This is a genomic window from Bdellovibrionales bacterium (assembly GCA_016714165.1).
In the GTDB taxonomy this organism is placed as follows: domain Bacteria; phylum Bdellovibrionota; class Bdellovibrionia; order Bdellovibrionales; family UBA1609; genus JADJVA01.
Genome location: JADJNU010000008.1, coordinates 1 through 17,941, shown reverse-complemented (window position 1 = coordinate 17,941; position 17,941 = coordinate 1). Strand labels below are relative to the sequence as shown.

The window sequence follows — 17,941 nt, the reverse complement described above, 5'->3', positions numbered from 1 at the left end:
AACCAAACTCAAGGGAATCGTTCAAAAGCACCCCGAATCTGACCTGGCTGACGACGCCTATATTCTTATGGGGCAGATCTACATGGATCGTCGTGACTATCGGAGCGCCTATGAATCCTATATTTCTGTCGTCAACAGTCACGGTATTAATTTAGCCCGCGGAAACAGATGCTCTATTGGGGGCCGTGCCTTAGCAAAACTTGGCAGGTATGATGAAGTACTTAGCCTAACCAATAAATGTCTGGCTGTGCAGGGGCTTTCGGATTCTGCTCGCCTGGACATCTACCGATTGAGGTTTCAGGTATTGAGCGAAGTTGGGGATCGAATCGATGCCTTGAGAACATTGATCTTTCTCGCTGAAAACGATACCGATCTCAAGATGAGAGAAGTACACAGAAATCGGGCCTTGGATTTTGTGGAATCTCATTTGGAGTGATCCTGATTTGGAAATTGTCGCCGGGGACAAGAATTTTAGCTTCGTCGTCGGATATTGCTGTATTTGAGAATCGGTAATTGCTCTTTTGAGCAAAGGGATTTTCAAGATCCTAGATTTTCCTCGTCGAGGCGGTGGAACCTGCTCCAGAAAGCGATATTTTCCAGAAAAGGCCTCAATCTTCTCAAACAAAATTGAGGCCCGACGTAAAAGTTGATCCCTTCACGGTAAGGGCCGTCTTACCCCTTTCGGGCAAGGCCTCTACCCCTACGCTTATAAAACATTAAGGGGCATTACAGTCGGTCTGGGAACTTATGGATCCAATCCTTCAAAGATTAAGTTGGCTGTCCTCGATAGTGAAGGCAATCCTGATATCGCGAGAAGATCTGTCGAACGACTCGTGACGGAAGACCATGTCATCGCATTGATTGGAAGCCTTCTCAGCAAAACAGCCGTCGCCGTGGCCTCAAAATCTGATGAGCTGGGTGTTCCAAGCATTGCTCTCTCTTCAAAGTCTGGGATCACAGAGATTGGACCTACCGTGTTCGAAACGCTCACTGGCGAGATGCAAGTTCGCCAGTTAGTGAATGTTGCGATGAATGATTTGGGAATAACCCGTTTTGCGATAATGTATCCGAATGACGCTTACGGTGTCGAATATGCTAATTTATTCTGGGACGAAGTCTTAGCGAGGGGCGGGACCATTTCGGGTGCCCAGACTTACGAACCAAATCAAACAGACTTTAGCGCACCCATACAGCGCCTCGTGGGGACCTTTATATTGAGGATCGTTTAGAAGAATATAAGCACAGATTAAAAGAGTGGCATAAAAAGATTGGTTCTGTTGGTGGACGCATCTCTCCTCCTGAAGAGGTTCTGCAACCTTTGATTGATTTCGAGGCCTTGTTTATTCCAGACGGAGTTCGATCCGTCAGTCAGATTGCCCCAATGCTCGCGTATCAGGAAGTAAAGGGGATAAAATTGCTTGGAACCAATCTTTGGAATACACCTGAACTGGCTGAAAAGGGTGAGAAATTCGCTGAGGGGGCGATTTTTTTCGATGGCCTCTGACGCACGATCCACATTTTAGAGAATCTCATTTTTTCGGGAGTTCGTTTCGACATTTCACACGATGAGCCCGGACTATTTGAAGTTCAGGGTTATGATGCAGGTCTAGTTCTTAGAGAGCTTATTGAAGACGGTGAACGCACCCGTATTGGGCTTACGGAACATTTGGGACAATTGAAGGCCTTCAAGGGAGTTCTGGGGACGCTCTACACAAATAAATCCCGAGAAGTTGAACGCCCGACCTTTCCTCTCTTCATTGACAAGGGAGTTATCAATGGGTGGAGAAGTGCCACGCCCACTCAGTCAGAAAAGCGAACAAAGTAGTCCGTTTGTTAGGAGGCTGTTTGCGGCTTCTCGAAATGGACTTTTTGCGACCTAAGTCCAAAATTTTTTATTTGAATTAGAGTATTTTTATGGGTAAAAAATGACAACATTTCAAAGCACCTGTACAAAGGTATCATCGATCTAATTTCCGCCCGCAAAAGGGCTGAGGCGATCTGTTAAAATTCTTCATTTCCGGACCATTTCTCCCCTTTTGCCATTAAAGGGATCCTCTATCGCTCCGAGAAGAGAGAGGGAGATTTATTGATTTCCGCCAATTGCGGAGGCTATATGAATTTTGACGATAAGGTCATCGACATACCAAAAACCCTGCCAATGTTACCTGTGCGTGACATTGTCGTTTTCCCATACATTATTCTCCCACTGTATGTTGGAAGAGAGTCCTCTATAAGGGCGGTAGAAGAGTCTCTAGCTAAAAACCGTCTTATCTTTTTGGCCTCCCAAAAGGAAATAACAGAAGAGAACCCCACCGAAAATACAATTTATCGAGTGGGCACTATTGCTATGATCATGAGAATGCGAAAACTATCGGACGGCCGTGTTAAGATCCTGATACAGGGCGTGTCCAAGGGACGAATAAAGCCTAGTTTTGAAGTTGAGGTCGAGAAGATCGACGATCCACAACAGGCTGGTGCAGCGATTGAATATGAGGCCATGATTCGCAATTCAAAGGAGCATCTTGAAAAGATCATAGCCCTGGGCAGAATGCTTTCGCCCGACATTCTATTGGTGTTGGACGACGTCACTGATCCGGGTCGCTTAGCTGATCTCATTGCTTCAAATTTAGGTCTCAAAGTCTCAGACGCGCAGAGCGTTCTTGAAACAGGCGACCCGAAGGTACGTTTGAAACTTGTGAATGAAATTTTGGCGAGTGAATTAGAGGTCCTACAAATGCAAGCTCGCATTCGTAATACAGCTAAGGATGAGATGTCGAAAAGTCAGCGCGAGTACTTTTTGCGCGAACAGATGAGAGCGATCAAGAATGAACTTGGCGATACCGATTCAAAAACTGAAGAGATCGACGAACTCAGAGAAAGAGTTGGAAATGCGGGAATGCCGGAGGAAGTTCTGAATGAGGCCCTGAAACAGCTTGGTCGACTGGAACGCATGCATCCAGACGCGAGCGAAGCCTCGATGGTGAGAACTTACCTCGACTGGATGGTGGACTTGCCCTGGAATAAAGCGACTGTGGATAATTTGGACATTGAGAGAGCTCAAAAAATTCTCAACGATGACCACTATGACCTACATAAAGTTAAGGATCGAATTCTTGAATTTCTTTCTGTTAGAAAGCTCAAAGTTAAAGATCTAAAGGGACCTATCCTTTGCTTTGCTGGCCCCCTGGGGTTGGCAAGACCTCTCTAGGTAAATCTATCGCGAGATCTATGGGCAGAGAGTATTTCCGTTTGTCTCTTGGAGGAGTTAAAGACGAGGCTGAGATTCGCGGACATCGACGCACTTATGTGGGTGCAATGCCAGGAAAAATTGTGCAAGCACTCAAACAGGTAAAGACAAACAATCCAGTTATCGTTCTCGATGAAATCGATAAACTGGGGTCAGATTTTCGAGGCGACCCGAGCTCCGCAATGTTGGAAGTTCTTGACCCCGAACAGAACGCCTCTTTTCGAGACAATTATCTGAACGTTGACTTCGATTTGAGTAACGTTCTCTTTATTGCTACAGCTAACGTTTTAGAGAACGTACCTCCAGCTCTCCGGGATCGAATGGAAATCATTCACATCTCTGGATACACTGAAAATGACAAGGTACTTATCGCAAAAAAACATCTTGTTGATCGCCAAATAGAACAAAATGGAATCACCAAAATGACCTCGAGTTTCTTGATGATGGGATCAAATATCTTATTTCGCATTATACACGTGAGGCAGGGCTGCGAAATCTGGAGAGAGAGATTGGTTCAATTTGCCGAAAAGTCGCTAAGCTTGTTGTGACTGGCCATAAGGACAAGGTTATTGTTGACGCGGAGAGAGTCTCAGACCTTCTTGGTCCGCCCAGATTTATCAGAGATGAAAGATGAAGGAGCATCAAATCGGAATATGCAGGGACTCGCGCTTGGACCCAAGCGGGGGGTGAGATCCTTTATGTTGAAGCTCTTAAAATGAAGGGAAAAGGCGCACTTGTCCTAACGGGTCAGCTCGGAGACGTAATGAAGGAATCTGCTTCTGCAGCTATGTCATATGCAAAATCTCATTCAGCTGAATTGGGAATTGACGAAGACTGGTTTGACAAGAACGATGCTCATGTTCACCTTCCGGCCGGCGCAATCCCCAAAGACGGCCCTTCGGCAGGAGGTACGGTGGCTACTTGCTTGACTAGCTTAATGACTGAGACACCCGTACGAAGCGACATTGCACTGACTGGTGAAATAACTCTATCGGGCCGAGTTTTGCCAGTCGGCGGAATCAAAGAGAAGGCACTCGCAGCTTTGAGTCACGGAATCACCAAGGTCATTTTGCCATTAGCAAACAAAAAGGATTTGTCAGATATTCCCTCAGAGTTTAGAGAGAAAATGAATTTCATTTTCGTAGAAAATCTGGATGAAGTCTTTGCTTTAGCTTTTGATAAAAGGCCAAAGAAAAAGAAGGACATCATAAAGAGCACGAAAAAGCAGAAATTAGGTGCAAACCCTTCCGCTGCCTGATCCGCAGAGAAAGGTCTTTATCAAGTTGCTCGGAAATCCTACTCCGCAATGGCCGATTGAATTGGCTTGGCTTTTTAGATCCAAGCCCGAGCCCTCGTTTCATTATGAATGGTCTAAAACGATAAATTCCACCACAGATCGATTCACGCTGATCAGGCCTAATTCTCCCTTAAGCTCAGGGCAATTGGTCGAAGATCATGTTATCATATAGTCTTGGGAAGTCTGCGGTACGTAGGGGGATGATCTGATGAAATCGAGACGAAGCTACCGATCTACGGCAATGTTGTTGCTTGCTGTGCTGTTTCTCAAGCTCTTTGGTTGCAAAGTTAACAACACGATACAGGGAATTATCGGGTCGGATTCAAATAAGATTTCTGTTAGCTTAGAGGGTGGGAGCTCTTCAGTCACTATCGCAGAGGGGTCAAATACAAATTTCGTTTTAATTTTATCTTCGCCTCTTGCTGCGGAGGCTTCACTTGAATGGTCCATATTAGATGTAAATGGAACGGCCGCAACTCTTGAGTTCCCGACATCTTCAGGCACAATTGTCTTTCCGCAAATCAACTTTCAGGGTACTTTAGCATACAAGGCTCCAATGATGCCCTACAGAAGGGAACTCGTCAGTTCTCCCTCCATTTCTCAAATCCATCTACGCCTCGCTTGGATATTGGATCAGTTGTGATTGCACTTTCAGTGACTGATGACGATTTTGTTCTTAGTTCAACAAAACTGGTATCCAATTCAACTAATTCATATGTTGATATTGATGTTGATTGGGATCTTAACTACGCGTATTTGGGCTCACGTTTTACAGGCACCTGCTTTCAGGTTGTGGACTTTGCGAACATTTTGGCTCCAGTCGTCGTGAAAACTATCGGGTCTGCCACCACTCCCTCTTCGACCGGAAATACCTGTTTGGGTGTAAAACTATTTGCGTCCAATAGGCGATTGATCGTGACAAGCAATGCAGGTAATCGCGCTGAGGTCTGGAACTTGGGAACAAATCCATCTGTATTGAATTTTACAAGAGTTATTGATTTAGCCGTTACATCAGCTCGTATCGTCGCTGGCATAAATGAAGCAAATGGACTTAATGACACAGATATATCCATTGTCAGGACAGGTGGAGTTGCAAAACTGAAAATTCAATGAGGGCGCTGCAAGTTTGGTTTCAACATGGAATACAGGTTTGGCTGGATCTCGAAATGGCGGGGTGGTCGTAGATGGGAACTTTGTGTTGAGTGGCGGCTGGGACAACGCGGCTCCAATTCTCTCTCATGATTTTTCAACTGGACTCTTATTAAGTACCTATCCAATGGACAATGGCGGCAGCAGTGGGCTCTGGTCCGCTGCCATTTCTCCTGACCAATCAAAAGTATTCTTCGGCGGTTGGGTCTCAGGCTTTTTTAAGTATTCCGCTCTCCCCTCTCCTGATTTGCGTGTAACCAAGCGAATCGACAACCCAAGCGGGTATCGCTCCACGGCATATGCTCATATTGACGGCAAAGATTACTTCGTGGCGGTGTCTTCGAGCTACTATGTTGATGTCTATGATGCGACTGATATTGATAGTCCCCAGCTCGCGTATCGCACTCTCGTCCCGGGCATGGAAGGCGAATTGTATGGAGTGAGGGTCAATCAGAATTCAAGGAGATTGGTTGTTGTGACGAATAGAGGCGATTTTGTCCTGGCGGATTGGGACAAAATGTTGCCGGCACAGGCCCAACATCCTCAATTCTAATTCACTTTTTGTGTGATAGTTCTGTGCTTATTTATCGAGCGAGAAGGCCCAATCAACGAGTGCCTCTGAATTTTCGGTCTTTTTACTTTTCTCAGTCTTTAAGGAGAGAGTCGCGTTATTTTCCTCAAGGACCCGAACCAAGGTTTTCAGATCAGTGACCTCCTCTTTGAGCAGAATAATTTGCTCTTCCTTCTCCTGAAGGATGACGGCGTAGGCCTTTTTTATTTCCTGAAGGACAGAATGCACAGTAAGGGCTATTTGGTCAGACTCTACCCCTTGATTCAGTGGCAGATCCTGAATCAAGGGGCGGCCCTTTATCTCTGATATTGGCTCCGGCCCGATTGGATCTCTACTGACAGATGGGGGGAGCGCTGGAAATCACCCTGGCATGAAATTGGTGCATCATTAAGGAGTGTCCTTCAGCCAATATTTTCCATTTTCCAAATTATACTCTGCGGCATCTTCTTTTATTCTCCGCCTCAGAGTTGAGACGCTGACTTTGTATTTGCTTGAGTAGTCGTTTAAACTGATCCATTCGGGCCCGATCAAAGGACACCCCCTTTTGACTATTCAAAATTATCATAATTTTGTTGTATTGACACCTTGTTTGAATACTCAGCTCAATGTCTGGCCCTTTGTCCGTTCGGGGTTTTAGTGTGTTCCATATCATCAGTGACTATTCAGACTATCCAAAATTGTTAGAAATTGCTCACTTTTGATGACTACCCTCTGGATATGATCAAGATGAGTATCCAACTCTCTCACTTACTCTTATTCAAGATGGCTCACTCAAGGGGGCTTGGTCGGGCCAACTTCCCATCAAGCTGAGAATTCATTTCCTTTGTTAAAAAAATTTAATAAGATCAGCCTCATGCGCCTAAGTGAAAAAAAGCATCCTTCATTGGTACTGAGTGGAGGCGGGATCAAAGCCGCCGCCTTTCATATTGGTGTATGTCTAGCATTGCAAGAGAAGGGCTTTAGCTTTGAGGGTGGATTTCGTAATTCGGAAGAGACTAAGAATCAACCTGACCCATCTGTTCCTCTTAGATTCCAAACTTATGTAGGATCTAGTGCGGGATCGGTGATCAGTACCCTGTTAGCAGCTGGCTATGATGTTGATGCGATCATCCATGCCTTTACTCAAGGCGCCGGACTAACTTCAGCGATCTGGAAGGCCAAAAGTACTGGCTCATATTTAAGACCTCTCACCTACCGCGATATTTTTGCTTTGAATATCAAAACTCCGCGAGCCACTCGTATCCTCCCAAGCTTGTTTCGAAAAAGCCTGTTATTTCAGGTGGTATTGAAGTTTTACTCAAAAGAGGTGTTAAAGTTAATGGGATTTTTACGACCGGCAACATAGAGAAATATCTTCGGGAAGATGTTTTGCTCTCCAATGATTTCCATTCGCTTCGTCCGAAGCTCTTCATTATTGCCACCCAACTCAATCATTCAAGAAAGGTTGTGTTTGGGGCCTATGACAAGACCGTTAAAGAGAAGACAATTAAGTACGCTTCTTACTCCAATATTAGTGAGGCCGTCGCTGCCTCCGCCAGCCTCCCTCCTTTTTTGCCCGTGCAGGATTACTAATTCAGAAGGTAAGGAAATCTACTTCTTTGACGGAGAAATTCGGGACACCCTGAGCACTCATGTTGCAGCTGATCATGGATCAGACCTTGTTATTTCTTCCTATTCAATCCAACCTACCATTTCAATGAAGAGATTGGTTCTCTTCACGAGTACGGAATGCCAATTATTGCTAACCAAGCTCTCTATCAGGTGGTCCAACAGAAAATTGCTAAGCATATTGAACACCAACAGGAAATCCGTGGCTTAATAAATGCTGTAAATGGGTATCTAAAACAAGCCAACATACCCCCTGAACACCGCGAAAAATTAATGGAAATTTTGGTTTCTCGCACAAACTACAGACCAAATGTGGACTATATTTATATTCACCCTAGTCCCCACGACTACGAAATGTTCTTTTTTGATCATTTCAGTTTGAATCCCAAAATCCTATCCAAAATTGTGAAAATTGGATTCAAGGCCGCAATGGCAACTCTCAGACAGTACAACATCTAAAGCAACGCAATGAGCTGAGCTGAAGCCTTGGACCGGACTCCACCCATCATCAGATCAAACTGCTAAAAAAAAGAGCCAATATGACCACACCCAAAAAAAGACTCTCGACTGCTTCACGTAGACACCCCCCATATTTGACCCACTCAGAAGGTATCTCAAATTAATATAATTTACGAATCGAATAGTTTTGTAACTGAGATAACTGCCTGTTATAGAGCGATAGGAGAGCGCCAAATTCTTAGAATAGGCCTGCAACAGCCTTCGAATTTCTTCATAAAATGGGGTTCGAAAAAAATCCCCAGGACTATCGTCGTCAGAGCACCTGCTCCCACCAGCCAACGGCCCAATATTCGTAAGTGATCGACCTCAATGCCTCCTCCTTCCGACATCTACATGTAATCAACTGGGCGCAGGTCATAGTAGACGCTGATTGCGGAACTCACAACTCCCCAAAACGATACCCAAAAAAAGCCCTGCTTGATCGCTGCCGAAAAAATATAAAATTTCCCAAAAAATCCCAAGGTCGGCGGAAGACCTGCCAAGCTCAACATAAATACTGTTAGGCAGGCGGCCAAAATGGGGCTGCGAGTTCCAAGCCCTTTAAGATCATCTGCAACTGTTTCTGAATTTTCATTCTTTTCTAGTAAACTCAATATCCCAAAAGATCCCAAGGTCATGATCATGTAACCAAAAAAACATAAAACATCACGCTGAAGCGCCAAGATACCCCAATTCCCCAATGCCTGCAGCTAGTACCCCAACCAAGATATATCCAGAATGGGCAATACTTGAATAAGCAAGCATCCTTTTCAGATTTCTTTGCAGGATCGCCGTGACATTTCCAGCGATCATCGTAAGCACCGCCAACCATTGGATACCCACGATGAGGTCCTCGGTTCTCTCTCCGTTAAGAACTTGAGTCCCAACAAGGCGCAAGAACGCAGCAAATATGGCAACCTTCACTCCGGCGGCCATAAAACCTGTAACAGGTGTCGCAGACCCCTGATAGACATCAGGAGCCCAAAAATGAAACGGGACTATCGCAACTTTGAAAGAAAGTCCCACCAGAACCATCACAATCCCAAACATAAAAAGTCGATTTGTCCCAATCAGGTCAGCCCCGATCCCAGATAGATCAAGTAAATAGATCCCACCGGCCGTCCCATAAATGAAGGCACACCCATAAAGAAATATCGCAGAAGCAAAGCTTCCTAATACGAAATATTTAAATGCGGCCTCTTTCCCGAAGTCGCTCTTCTAAGCTCAATGCGATAGCCAAATACAAGCACAAGGACATGACCTCGATGCCTATAAACAACATAATTAAGTCATTGGACCACGCGACCAGCAACATTCCCATCGCAGCATTCAAAATGAGAAATACCAGTTCCTCAAACTGTCGCGTTGATGTAGCTAAATTATCTTTGGCAAAAATCAAAGTTATTGCGGTTGCAATAATAATCAAAATGGCAGACCAACTACCAATTCCATCAAAGACCAGGGACTTGGAAAAAGCCGTTTGGTTGATTCCATAATTTGAAATCGTCAACCCACCCGCAATTGTTAGCCCAATCAGCCCGTACAATACCGATGACATCGATTTTGGCGTTCGCCCTCTACCAAAAGCCTTGACGCTCAAAGGAATGAGACTCGCAATAAAAGTGCAATCGCTTGGGCTAACCAGTAACAAATCAACCAACTGAAAATTTACCGACATGAAAAGACTCCCAAGTCTATTTACTTAATCCGTTCGTTAAATAACGCGTAACAGATTCCCGCAAGCTCTCCCTACCTGAAATACTGAGTTCATAACTCGTACGATTGGACACAATATGATCAATACTCGCATTCGACCACCGAAGAAAATGTCCCGGAACAACCCCATCAAAAAATCAGAAAAATTAAAGGTGCCATCACCAAAATCTCTCGAGAACTGAGGTCCAAGCCATGCTTTCATGCTCAACAACCAAAGCTCCCTTTTCGCCATAAAAATACGCCAACCATCCAAAGCATATAGGCTGCCCCAAGAACAACTCCAGCTACAGCAACATAAGCGTATGGGCGAGCGCCCAAGTAGGCCCCTCACAAATGTAGAACTCCCCACAAACCCGTTTGTCATCGGCACTGCGATGCTCGAGAGAGTTACAATGAAAAAACAATGGTAAAAATCGGCGCGGCCGACGCCAATCCCCCATACTTCGAGATTTCACGACTATGGGTCCTCTCATAAATCATTCCCACAAGTAAAAACAAGGCCCTTGTGCTAATTCCATGATTCAGCATTTGATACAGACCACCATTAACGCCGTATACGTTAAAGGAAAAAAGACCCAATACAATATATCCCATGTGAGAAACCGAAGAATAAGCGACCAATTTCTTCACATCGGGCTGAACCATTGCCACCAAAGCACCATAAACAATTCCAACCGCTCCAACCAAAAGAAAAACCCACGAATAGTATTCTGAGGCTTGAGGAAACATGGGAATCGAAAAACGCAACAGGCCGTAAGTTCCCATCTTTAACATCACACCGGCAAGAATCACAGATCCAGGAGTTGGTGCCTCCACGTGTGCATCGGGCAACCAGGTGTGGAAAGGAAAAGAGGAATCTTTATCGCAAACGCAAGAGAGAACGCGAAAAAGAGCAAGGTTTGTGTTGATAAAATCTCCCCAGCCACAAATGGTATTTTTAATTTGTAAAAATCAAGGAGACTTGCCGATATCACCCCGAGTTGGTCTTGGGCATAAAACATCATTGCAATTATTCCTAGAAGCATGAATAGAGACCCGACCATCGTGTAGATAAAAAACTTAAGGGTCGCATAAATGCGTCTCTGCCCTCCCCAAATTCCGATCATAAAATACATTGGCACAAGTGACAGCTCAAAAAAGGTATAGAACAGGATGGCGTCCATCGCCACAAAGGTTCCGAGCATCGTTGTTTCAAGCACAAGCATAGCCACAAAAAAGCCACGATGCTTTTTTTTCAATCGCCGTCCAACTGCCCAAATTGTCAAAGGAGTGAGAAAAGTTGTAAGGAGAATCAGCCAAAAAGAAATTCCATCTATACCAAGAAAATAGGACACCCCCGCAGAAGGAATCCAAGGATACTGCTCAACCAACTGCAGCCCAGAGTGACTGGGATCAAATTTAAAAAAAAGAATGAGACTCAGAACAAATTCAACCGCCGCAAAGCTCAGGGCCAAAGGCCTCAACATCTTTTCACTTGGAGTAAACCAAAGTACACCAGCCATCAACAGAGGAAGCAAAATTAAAGTCGTCAAAAACATGAATCACCTCAAAGGGAATAAATCATCAACGAGATCAGTCCTATCGCAATAAAAAGGGCATATTGTTGGAGATTTCCATTTTGAAGGGAGCGGATCCCCCTTCCAGCACTACTTATAAAATCAGAAACCCAATAGGTTATCTGATCAATAAATCTGACATCAATATAAACCCAAAGACCCTTACTCAAATTCACGAGCGGATTGATTAATTTCCCAAAGTAAAACTCATCTATCCAGTATTTACCTTCGACAAGTTTATAAATAGGGCCAATCTTTCTCGTAATTATCGCAGTTCGATCAGGATTCAAAATATAGGTATCATATGAAAACCACGCGGCCAAACCCAGCAATACCCACTGAAACTCCCATTAAAGACCACTCTAAGATTGCACTTCCGTGCGCTTCGCCAGGTAACTTAGCTAATACAGGCTCGAGCCATTCTGAAAGCAAATGACTCGGATGCCCTGGCAAAATGGCTGATATTACGTGGGGAATTCCGATCCATCCGCCTACTACTGATAAGATAGCCAAGACAATCAATGGAAATGTCATAGAAAAAGGAGATTCGTGGGGATGACTTTCAGATGAAAACCGAGGCTTTCCCCAAAAAACAAATGCCATCAATCTCGTCATGTAGAATGCCGTCGCGGCTGCAGTTAAGGCCCCATAATCCAGAAAAGAGGACCTACTTTGGAAGGTTGAATGCATGCCAAAGAATCTCATCCTTACTAAAAAGCCAGCAAAGGGAGGCAGTCCTATAATGGCGACCCACCCGATCATAAAGGTCCAATAGGTAATTGGCATATAACGCTTAAGGCCCCCCATTTTCCGAATATCCTGCTCGTGATGCATAGCATGTATGACACTACCCGAACCCAAAAACATCAGGGCCTTAAAAAAGCATGTGTCATCAGGTGAAACATCGCCGGCATGAAGGCCCCTACGCCTACAGCTAAAACCATGTATCCCAACTGAGAAACCGTCGAATAAGCTAAAACTTTTTTAATATCCCATTGAGTCATTCCAATTGTCGCAGCCAATAAGGCTGTCATCGCACCAACAATAGCCACAACCATCATGGCCTGAGGAGCCAGGACAAACACCGCACTTAACCTCACCATCATGTACACGCCGGCAGTTACCATTGTGGCAGCATGAATCAGTGCTGAAACAGGCGTGGGACCAGCCATAGCATCAGGAAGCCAAACATAAAGTGGTATTTGAGCTGACTTCCTGTGGCACCAATGAAAAGAAACAAGCAAGCAAGCGTGATTGGCCCAGACCAGCCAGTTTCGGCGGTGGCCGGCAATAGGTGACTCAATTGAGAAAATTCAACTGAACCAAAAGTTGCAAAGAGAAGAAATATTCCCAATAAAAATCCGGCGTCTCCAATTCGATTTGTAATAAAGGCCTTCATACCGGCCGCAGATTTTTCTTTGTCCGTAAACCAAAAACCAATCAGAAGATATGAACAAAGGCCAACCTCCCATCCAACGAACATGACAATCAGGTTATCGCCGAGCACCAAAAGTAACATATTGAAAAGAAACAAGTTCAGATAAGCAAAGTACTTGGATGGCCTTTCATCGTGAGACATATAGCCCACGCTAAAGATATGAATGAGCGAGCCTACTCCCGTTATGACCAAAATCATGATCGCACTGATCTGATCCACCAGAAAAGCTGCATTGGCTTTGAACTCGCCAACAGCCATCCATTCAAAAAAATGGACTCTCAGAAATCGCCCCTCCCCAGCCGGCATTTGTATCAAGAGAAAAACGAGTAGAGCCGAACAAATGAATGAAATAATTGCTGCGCCACTGGCAACAGAACCAGCTAATACATAATTTGAATTTTTAAACCTCAAGCCATTAAACAGAAAACCAATCAGGGGCGCTGCCAATAGTATTGCAAACAATAGCTGAATTACCATTTTTTCGGCCCTAACCTTTCAGTTGTTCAAACGTCTTAATGTCCACTTTTTTGAATTGCTTAAAAACCGTCACCGCAAGCGCCAGACCAACTCCAGCCTCTGCTGCGGGCCACTGTCATAACAAAAAAACCATCAATTGACCGTGAATATCACCCATATGATGGCCAAAAGCCACAAAAGCGATGTTCACCCGTTCAACATCAATTCCACTCCCATCAATATTACAATAAGGTTTCTTCTCATCAAAACGGCAATCATACCCATGGTGAAAACGAAGCCAGACAAAGCTAAATAGTGATTCAATCCAACGTATTTTAATGCCTCAAGTGCGTGCATGAGTTCCCCCTTGCTCGTGATACTGCCACTACTCCTACCGCTATCAGAAGCAGCAGCACCCCAAGAATCTCAAATTCTAACAGATACTCCGAAAACAGTATTTGAGTCAGTTGCTTCATTTCTGATGAATAGCCTGAGGCTGCCACCGAAGAAGACACCGAGGGAGCTTTCATCATCTCGGTAGAGCGCTCCGCCGCCCCAAATACCAAACCCAATATGGCTCCGGCGCTTGTGAGTTTTAAAAAACCAGAGAAAATTCCTCGCGAGAAAGCCATCATTTCCCTTTTTAAATCAAATAGCATCAGAACCATCACAAAAAGGACCATCACTGCTCCGGCGTACACAATCAATTGCACTCCAGCAATGAAATAGGCCTCCAAAAGATAAAAATTCCAGAAATAGCAACCATCGCCATAACGAGAAACAGAGAAGAGTAGATCGGATTAACCACGACCACCATCAGAAATGCGCTCAGTACAATGAGCCCAGACAATATATAAAACAGTATGCTGTTCTCCATATTTACACCCACTTCGTTCGCAAAATTAATACGACCACAGCCGTCAGAATCGTATTGGCCAAAGCCCACGGAAGCATTGTCTTCCATCCCAAATCCATTAATTGATCGTATCTAAATCTCGGCAATGACCATCGAACCCAAATGAAAACCCAAAGAAAAAACAAAACTTTGACAAGAAATACCACATGAAGAATAAACGTCGTTAACAGACTGGACAGGGTCGCAGACGACCCAAATTCAATCAGCACATCTTGAATCTGCTTCGGTTCTACCAGGGGAAGATTATAGCCACCTAAAAAAAGGTCACCATGATCGCAGATGCAACCAACATGTGACCATATTCACCTATGTAAAACATGAGCATCTTTAGCCCCCATACTCAGTATGGTATCCGGCAATTAACTCCAGATTCCGCTTCGGGAAGATCAAATGGAAGTCGGTTCGTTTCAGCAAACATGGCAGCAAAAAAAATGAGAGCTCCCAATGGTTGAAAAATATTCCCCAATTGGGCAGGTATGAAAAACAATGCGCTCTCCAAACGCAGAAAAAGTCAAAGGCCCCTGCTGAGCGAGAACCATTTCAGAAAAGGAAAAGGTATTGTATATTAAAAGACTTCCCACAAGGGACAACCCAAGCGCCAGTTCATAACTAATCATCTGAGCAGTCGCACGAAGGGCTCCAAAGAGAGAATATTTGCTGTTTGAGCTCCAACACCGCCAAAAAGCAATGAATAACTGCCCAATGAAGAAATCCCAAGCACAAAAACAATACCTATTCCAATTTCAAAGCCCTGAAATAAGAAAGTATAAGGTCCCCAGGTTTTACCAAAATACTCAAATGCTTCAATTTGAAAAGGTGTTGAAAGAGGTATCGAACTGAAGGCCAGAGCCCCCGGGATCAGTGCCAATATGGGGGCAGCGTAAAACAACCAGGGACTTGTTTTATCTGGAACGAATTCTTCCTTAAAGAGAAACTTCACAGCGTCAGCAAGGAGCTGTGTCAATCCCAATGGTCCAACTCGATTTGGTCCAAATCGATTTTGGATAAAGGCGGAGCCACGCCGCTCTATCCACACCAACACAGGCACAAGTTGAACCATCATAAGAAAGATAAAAAGAATTTTGATAATATTAATAGATCTCAAATACATCGTGACCCATACTTATTCCCACTCCAAAGCCTTAGATCTAATCTCCCAAACCAGTCCGAAAATGAAAATGGCCAAAAAATATGGCCACCGCAATAAAAATGTAAATCCCATGTCCAGAGGAAATGAAATCACCATAAGCTACGGCCCACGGATACATAAAAATAATCTCAATATCGAATAAAATGAACAAAATCGCTGTAAGATAATATTTGACTGGAATTTTTGTGTCTTCCCTTATATCCCCTTCTAAACCACACTCGTAAGGTCGCTTCTTCATCGCAGATTGAATAGAACGCGGTCCGAGAAGAGAGGGAGACCATGACCAGGCAGCACCAAAAAGCGCAACAAAAACACCTAAAAATAAAACCGAAACCAACGGTGACATTTAATTTCCCCGAGTCAATGAAGTGACAAAAGAGGATGTGTCTTTATATATACAGACTGCGCCAAAAGAGTCCAAGAAAATTGAATGGAATCAAGAAGATATCGTTCGTAGGAAAAATTCTCAAAACCCATTGCGCAAGAGATGATGGAGCATGGCGCAATAGTGGAGTATAGCCTTAGGGGGCCCTTGGATCACGGAAGGAAATATGGATAGTAAAGGAACTGCAAAGGACTCAATGCTCACCAATTCGAGCTCCTTAGATCTAAAACTCACAAAGCTAATTTCTGACCGACTTTTGAGGTTTCCAGACAACAAAGTAAAGGTGATCGGAACTTCTTCCTATTCGCTCGCCTCAGCTCTCGCAACAAGTGACATCCCTTGGGATGGGCGAAGAGCTCGCCTCTTGCTCGTTCCCTCGGACAGTGAGCTTCGGCCGCTCACAGAATGCCTCAATTTCTTTGACCCGAACCGTAAGATCATGGAACTGCCCAGCTTTGATGTGAACCCCTATTCTGGCCTGTATCCCAATCCGCGACTTGCCGCGGCTAGAGTGCGCTGGCTTTTTGAAGCCCAAAATGCAAAACCTGGACAAGTCTTCATTGCCTCTATGGCCGGCCTCTTGCAAAAGACGCTTCCTTTCTCCCTCCTTGCACGGACAAGCCTCAGAATTTCTAAAGGTCAGACCTTGGATAGCAACTTTTTCAAAATATTGGAAGGCTTCGGATACCATGCGTGCAGCATTGTTGATGAGGTTGGTGGCTATTCCAGGCGCGGGGGGATCGTAGATCTCTTTTCCCTTCATCTGATCAGCCCTTTCGCCTCGAATTGTTTGGCGATGACATTGAATCAATCCGAAATTTTGACCCGGAATCCCAGAGAAGTCAGAGCGATGAGGTCAGCGAAATTGTTATTTTACCCCTCACGAAATCATTTATTCAGAGGATGATCTGCAGCAGACAATCAGTCGATTCCGAAATATGACGGATGGACGCATGGTTGATTCAGCCGATCTTGATGCCATCTTGTATTCGCTCAGCCAACAGCAGTATTTTCCCGGAATTGAGTTTCTCCTCTCTCAATTTTACCCTCTTGCCGAGACTCCCCTTGATCATTTTTGCTCTCCTCTTACAATTATCTCGCTTGACCCGCTGGAGATTGCTCGGTCCCAAGATATATATTGGGAATCATTAAAATCCGGATTTAAAAACTCCCCTGACATGGCATTGCGTCCAAATCCTGAAGATCTCTACTCGAGATTGGAAACCTTGAATTGGCCCGAGGCCAGATTGAGATTGAATTCTCTCGCATCAACTTTGAAAATGAAGATCAAAATCATCCTGAAAGCAATTTAGCCCAAGATATTATTGAATACCCTGCTCCAGACATGGTTGAGTTTCGACAGCAGGCCGTTGCGCTAATGAGCAAGCCCAATGAACAGACCTCATACGTCAAAGATAAAGTCTCTCATTTAAGAGATGAGGGTTTTGTCATTTTCATCTGTACCCATTCTCATTCAAATGCAAGTCGGCTGAAAGTTTTTCTCGAAAAGTGCAGTTTTGATTCTCATATTATCGAAGAACGCAAGGCCTCTTGGGATGATCTTCGTTCAGACCAGAATCAAAACCGACGCCTGATTCATCTTCTTGTAGGGCCTTGTCCTAAAACGACTAAATCCAATCCGGACAAACTGATTTTTTGAAAGACTCTGATTTTTTGGGGATCAAAACTCGGAAAAGAGAACATCGAAAGGGAAGGTACCCTCCTCAACGGACCAATGCCATCACGTTTGGAACATGAAGCCAGGCGACTTCATTGTTCTCAAACTCCATGGAGTTGGAATCTACGAGGGCTTGAAAACGATGCCCATCCAGGGGGTTCCGACCGAGATGATTCACTGCGATATAAGGACAAAGATAGTCTCTATTTGCCTATCTATCGAATTGGGCAAATTCAAAAATATTCGGGTCCCACCAATCCTCTTTTTATCGATAAG

The 17,941-nt window shown here is 44.4% G+C and carries 16 protein-coding genes and 9 pseudogenes; 13 read left to right on the top strand and 12 right to left on the bottom strand.

From position 1 onward, the window contains the following. The 8 genes and pseudogenes from IPJ71_18755 to IPJ71_18720 form a co-directional block, all read left to right on the top strand. Window positions 1–436 (top strand): hypothetical protein (locus IPJ71_18755; protein MBK7845681.1); only part of this gene is annotated, 436 nt, incomplete at its 5' end. A gap of 337 nt (window positions 437–773) precedes the next feature. Continuing rightward, on the top strand, window positions 774–1,229 hold the full coding sequence (locus IPJ71_18750; protein MBK7845680.1) for an ABC transporter substrate-binding protein: 456 nt from the start codon (window positions 774–776) through the stop codon (window positions 1,227–1,229). Between the two features lie 89 nt (window positions 1,230–1,318). Further along, a complete protein-coding gene (locus tag IPJ71_18745) occupies window positions 1,319–1,504 on the top strand; it encodes a hypothetical protein (protein ID MBK7845679.1) in 186 nt (61 codons plus the stop codon). Window positions 1,505–1,666: 162 nt separating this feature from the next. Continuing rightward, on the top strand, window positions 1,667–1,825 hold the full coding sequence (locus tag IPJ71_18740) for a hypothetical protein (protein MBK7845678.1): 159 nt from the start codon (window positions 1,667–1,669) through the stop codon (window positions 1,823–1,825). Between the two features lie 288 nt (window positions 1,826–2,113). Further along, a pseudogene (gene lon / locus IPJ71_18735) lies at window positions 2,114–4,505 on the top strand (endopeptidase La). A 247-nt stretch (window positions 4,506–4,752) separates the two neighbouring features. After that, window positions 4,753–5,187 (top strand): hypothetical protein, encoded by a 435-nt coding sequence (locus tag IPJ71_18730; protein ID MBK7845677.1) that lies wholly within the window; start codon window positions 4,753–4,755, stop codon window positions 5,185–5,187. Then, entirely contained in the window at window positions 5,166–5,657 is a 492-nt protein-coding gene (locus IPJ71_18725; protein MBK7845676.1) for a hypothetical protein, read from the top strand. Before IPJ71_18730 ends, IPJ71_18725 begins: the two co-directional genes overlap by 22 nt. Before the next feature lie 13 nt (window positions 5,658–5,670). Beyond that, window positions 5,671–6,246 carry a hypothetical protein gene (locus IPJ71_18720; protein MBK7845675.1) on the top strand — a complete coding sequence of 192 codons (576 nt, stop codon included), beginning with the start codon at window positions 5,671–5,673 and terminating at the stop codon, window positions 6,244–6,246. Between the two features lie 27 nt (window positions 6,247–6,273). On the opposite strand, the gene IPJ71_18715 is transcribed toward IPJ71_18720, so the two are convergent. Together IPJ71_18715 and IPJ71_18710 are read right to left on the bottom strand one after the other, a co-directional pair. Beyond that, the gene (locus IPJ71_18715) at window positions 6,274–6,549 is read right to left on the bottom strand and encodes a hypothetical protein (protein MBK7845674.1); all 276 of its coding nucleotides are present in this window, start codon (window positions 6,547–6,549) and stop codon (window positions 6,274–6,276) included. Window positions 6,550–6,651: 102 nt separating this feature from the next. Next, a complete protein-coding gene (locus IPJ71_18710) occupies window positions 6,652–6,795 on the bottom strand; it encodes a hypothetical protein (protein MBK7845673.1) in 144 nt (47 codons plus the stop codon). A 322-nt stretch (window positions 6,796–7,117) separates the two neighbouring features. Between IPJ71_18710 and IPJ71_18705 the strand changes: the two are divergent. Then, a pseudogene (locus IPJ71_18705) lies at window positions 7,118–8,331 on the top strand (patatin-like phospholipase family protein). Window positions 8,332–8,720: 389 nt separating this feature from the next. On the opposite strand, the gene IPJ71_18700 reads toward IPJ71_18705, so the two are convergent. From IPJ71_18700 to IPJ71_18655, 10 genes and pseudogenes are all read right to left on the bottom strand, one after another. Beyond that, the gene (locus tag IPJ71_18700; GenBank protein MBK7845672.1) at window positions 8,721–9,053 is read right to left on the bottom strand and encodes a hypothetical protein; all 333 of its coding nucleotides are present in this window, start codon (window positions 9,051–9,053) and stop codon (window positions 8,721–8,723) included. Continuing rightward, window positions 9,037–9,573, bottom strand: a pseudogene (locus IPJ71_18695) (NADH-quinone oxidoreductase subunit N). The gene IPJ71_18700 and the pseudogene IPJ71_18695 overlap by 17 nt, the downstream one beginning before the upstream one ends. Continuing rightward, window positions 9,557–10,048 (bottom strand): hypothetical protein, encoded by a 492-nt coding sequence (locus tag IPJ71_18690; GenBank protein ID MBK7845671.1) that lies wholly within the window; start codon window positions 10,046–10,048, stop codon window positions 9,557–9,559. Before IPJ71_18690 ends, IPJ71_18695 begins: the two are co-directional and overlap by 17 nt. Window positions 10,049–10,064: 16 nt before the next feature. After that, window positions 10,065–11,624, bottom strand: a pseudogene (locus IPJ71_18685) (NADH-quinone oxidoreductase subunit M). 8 nt (window positions 11,625–11,632) lie between these two features. Then, window positions 11,633–13,557, bottom strand: a pseudogene (gene nuoL / locus IPJ71_18680) (NADH-quinone oxidoreductase subunit L). Window positions 13,558–13,567: 10 nt separating this feature from the next. After that, window positions 13,568–13,893 (bottom strand): annotated as a pseudogene (nuoK, locus tag IPJ71_18675) (NADH-quinone oxidoreductase subunit NuoK). After that, complete coding sequence (locus tag IPJ71_18670) at window positions 13,872–14,243, bottom strand: NADH-quinone oxidoreductase subunit J (GenBank protein ID MBK7845670.1); 372 nt, start codon at window positions 14,241–14,243, stop codon at window positions 13,872–13,874. The pseudogene nuoK and the gene IPJ71_18670 overlap by 22 nt, the downstream one beginning before the upstream one ends. After that, a complete protein-coding gene (locus tag IPJ71_18665; GenBank protein ID MBK7845669.1) occupies window positions 14,240–14,500 on the bottom strand; it encodes a hypothetical protein in 261 nt (86 codons plus the stop codon). The genes IPJ71_18670 and IPJ71_18665 overlap by 4 nt, the downstream gene beginning before the upstream one ends. Beyond that, window positions 14,416–15,579 (bottom strand): annotated as a pseudogene (locus IPJ71_18660) (NADH-quinone oxidoreductase subunit H). Before IPJ71_18660 ends, IPJ71_18665 begins: the two are co-directional and overlap by 85 nt. Beyond that, a pseudogene (locus IPJ71_18655) lies at window positions 15,576–15,948 on the bottom strand (NADH-quinone oxidoreductase subunit A). The pseudogenes IPJ71_18660 and IPJ71_18655 overlap by 4 nt, the downstream one beginning before the upstream one ends. Window positions 15,949–16,710: 762 nt before the next feature. On the opposite strand from IPJ71_18655, the pseudogene IPJ71_18650 reads away from it, so the two are divergent. The 4 genes and pseudogenes from IPJ71_18650 to IPJ71_18635 form a co-directional block, all read left to right on the top strand. Next, window positions 16,711–16,929, top strand: a pseudogene (locus IPJ71_18650) (hypothetical protein). Beyond that, complete coding sequence (locus IPJ71_18645) at window positions 16,926–17,300, top strand: hypothetical protein (protein ID MBK7845668.1); 375 nt, start codon at window positions 16,926–16,928, stop codon at window positions 17,298–17,300. Before IPJ71_18650 ends, IPJ71_18645 begins: the two are co-directional and overlap by 4 nt. A 32-nt stretch (window positions 17,301–17,332) precedes the next feature. Then, window positions 17,333–17,647 (top strand): hypothetical protein, encoded by a 315-nt coding sequence (locus IPJ71_18640; protein ID MBK7845667.1) that lies wholly within the window; start codon window positions 17,333–17,335, stop codon window positions 17,645–17,647. Between the two features lie 94 nt (window positions 17,648–17,741). Continuing rightward, a partial coding sequence (locus tag IPJ71_18635; GenBank protein MBK7845666.1) for a hypothetical protein occupies window positions 17,742–17,941 on the top strand: 200 nt, incomplete at its 3' end.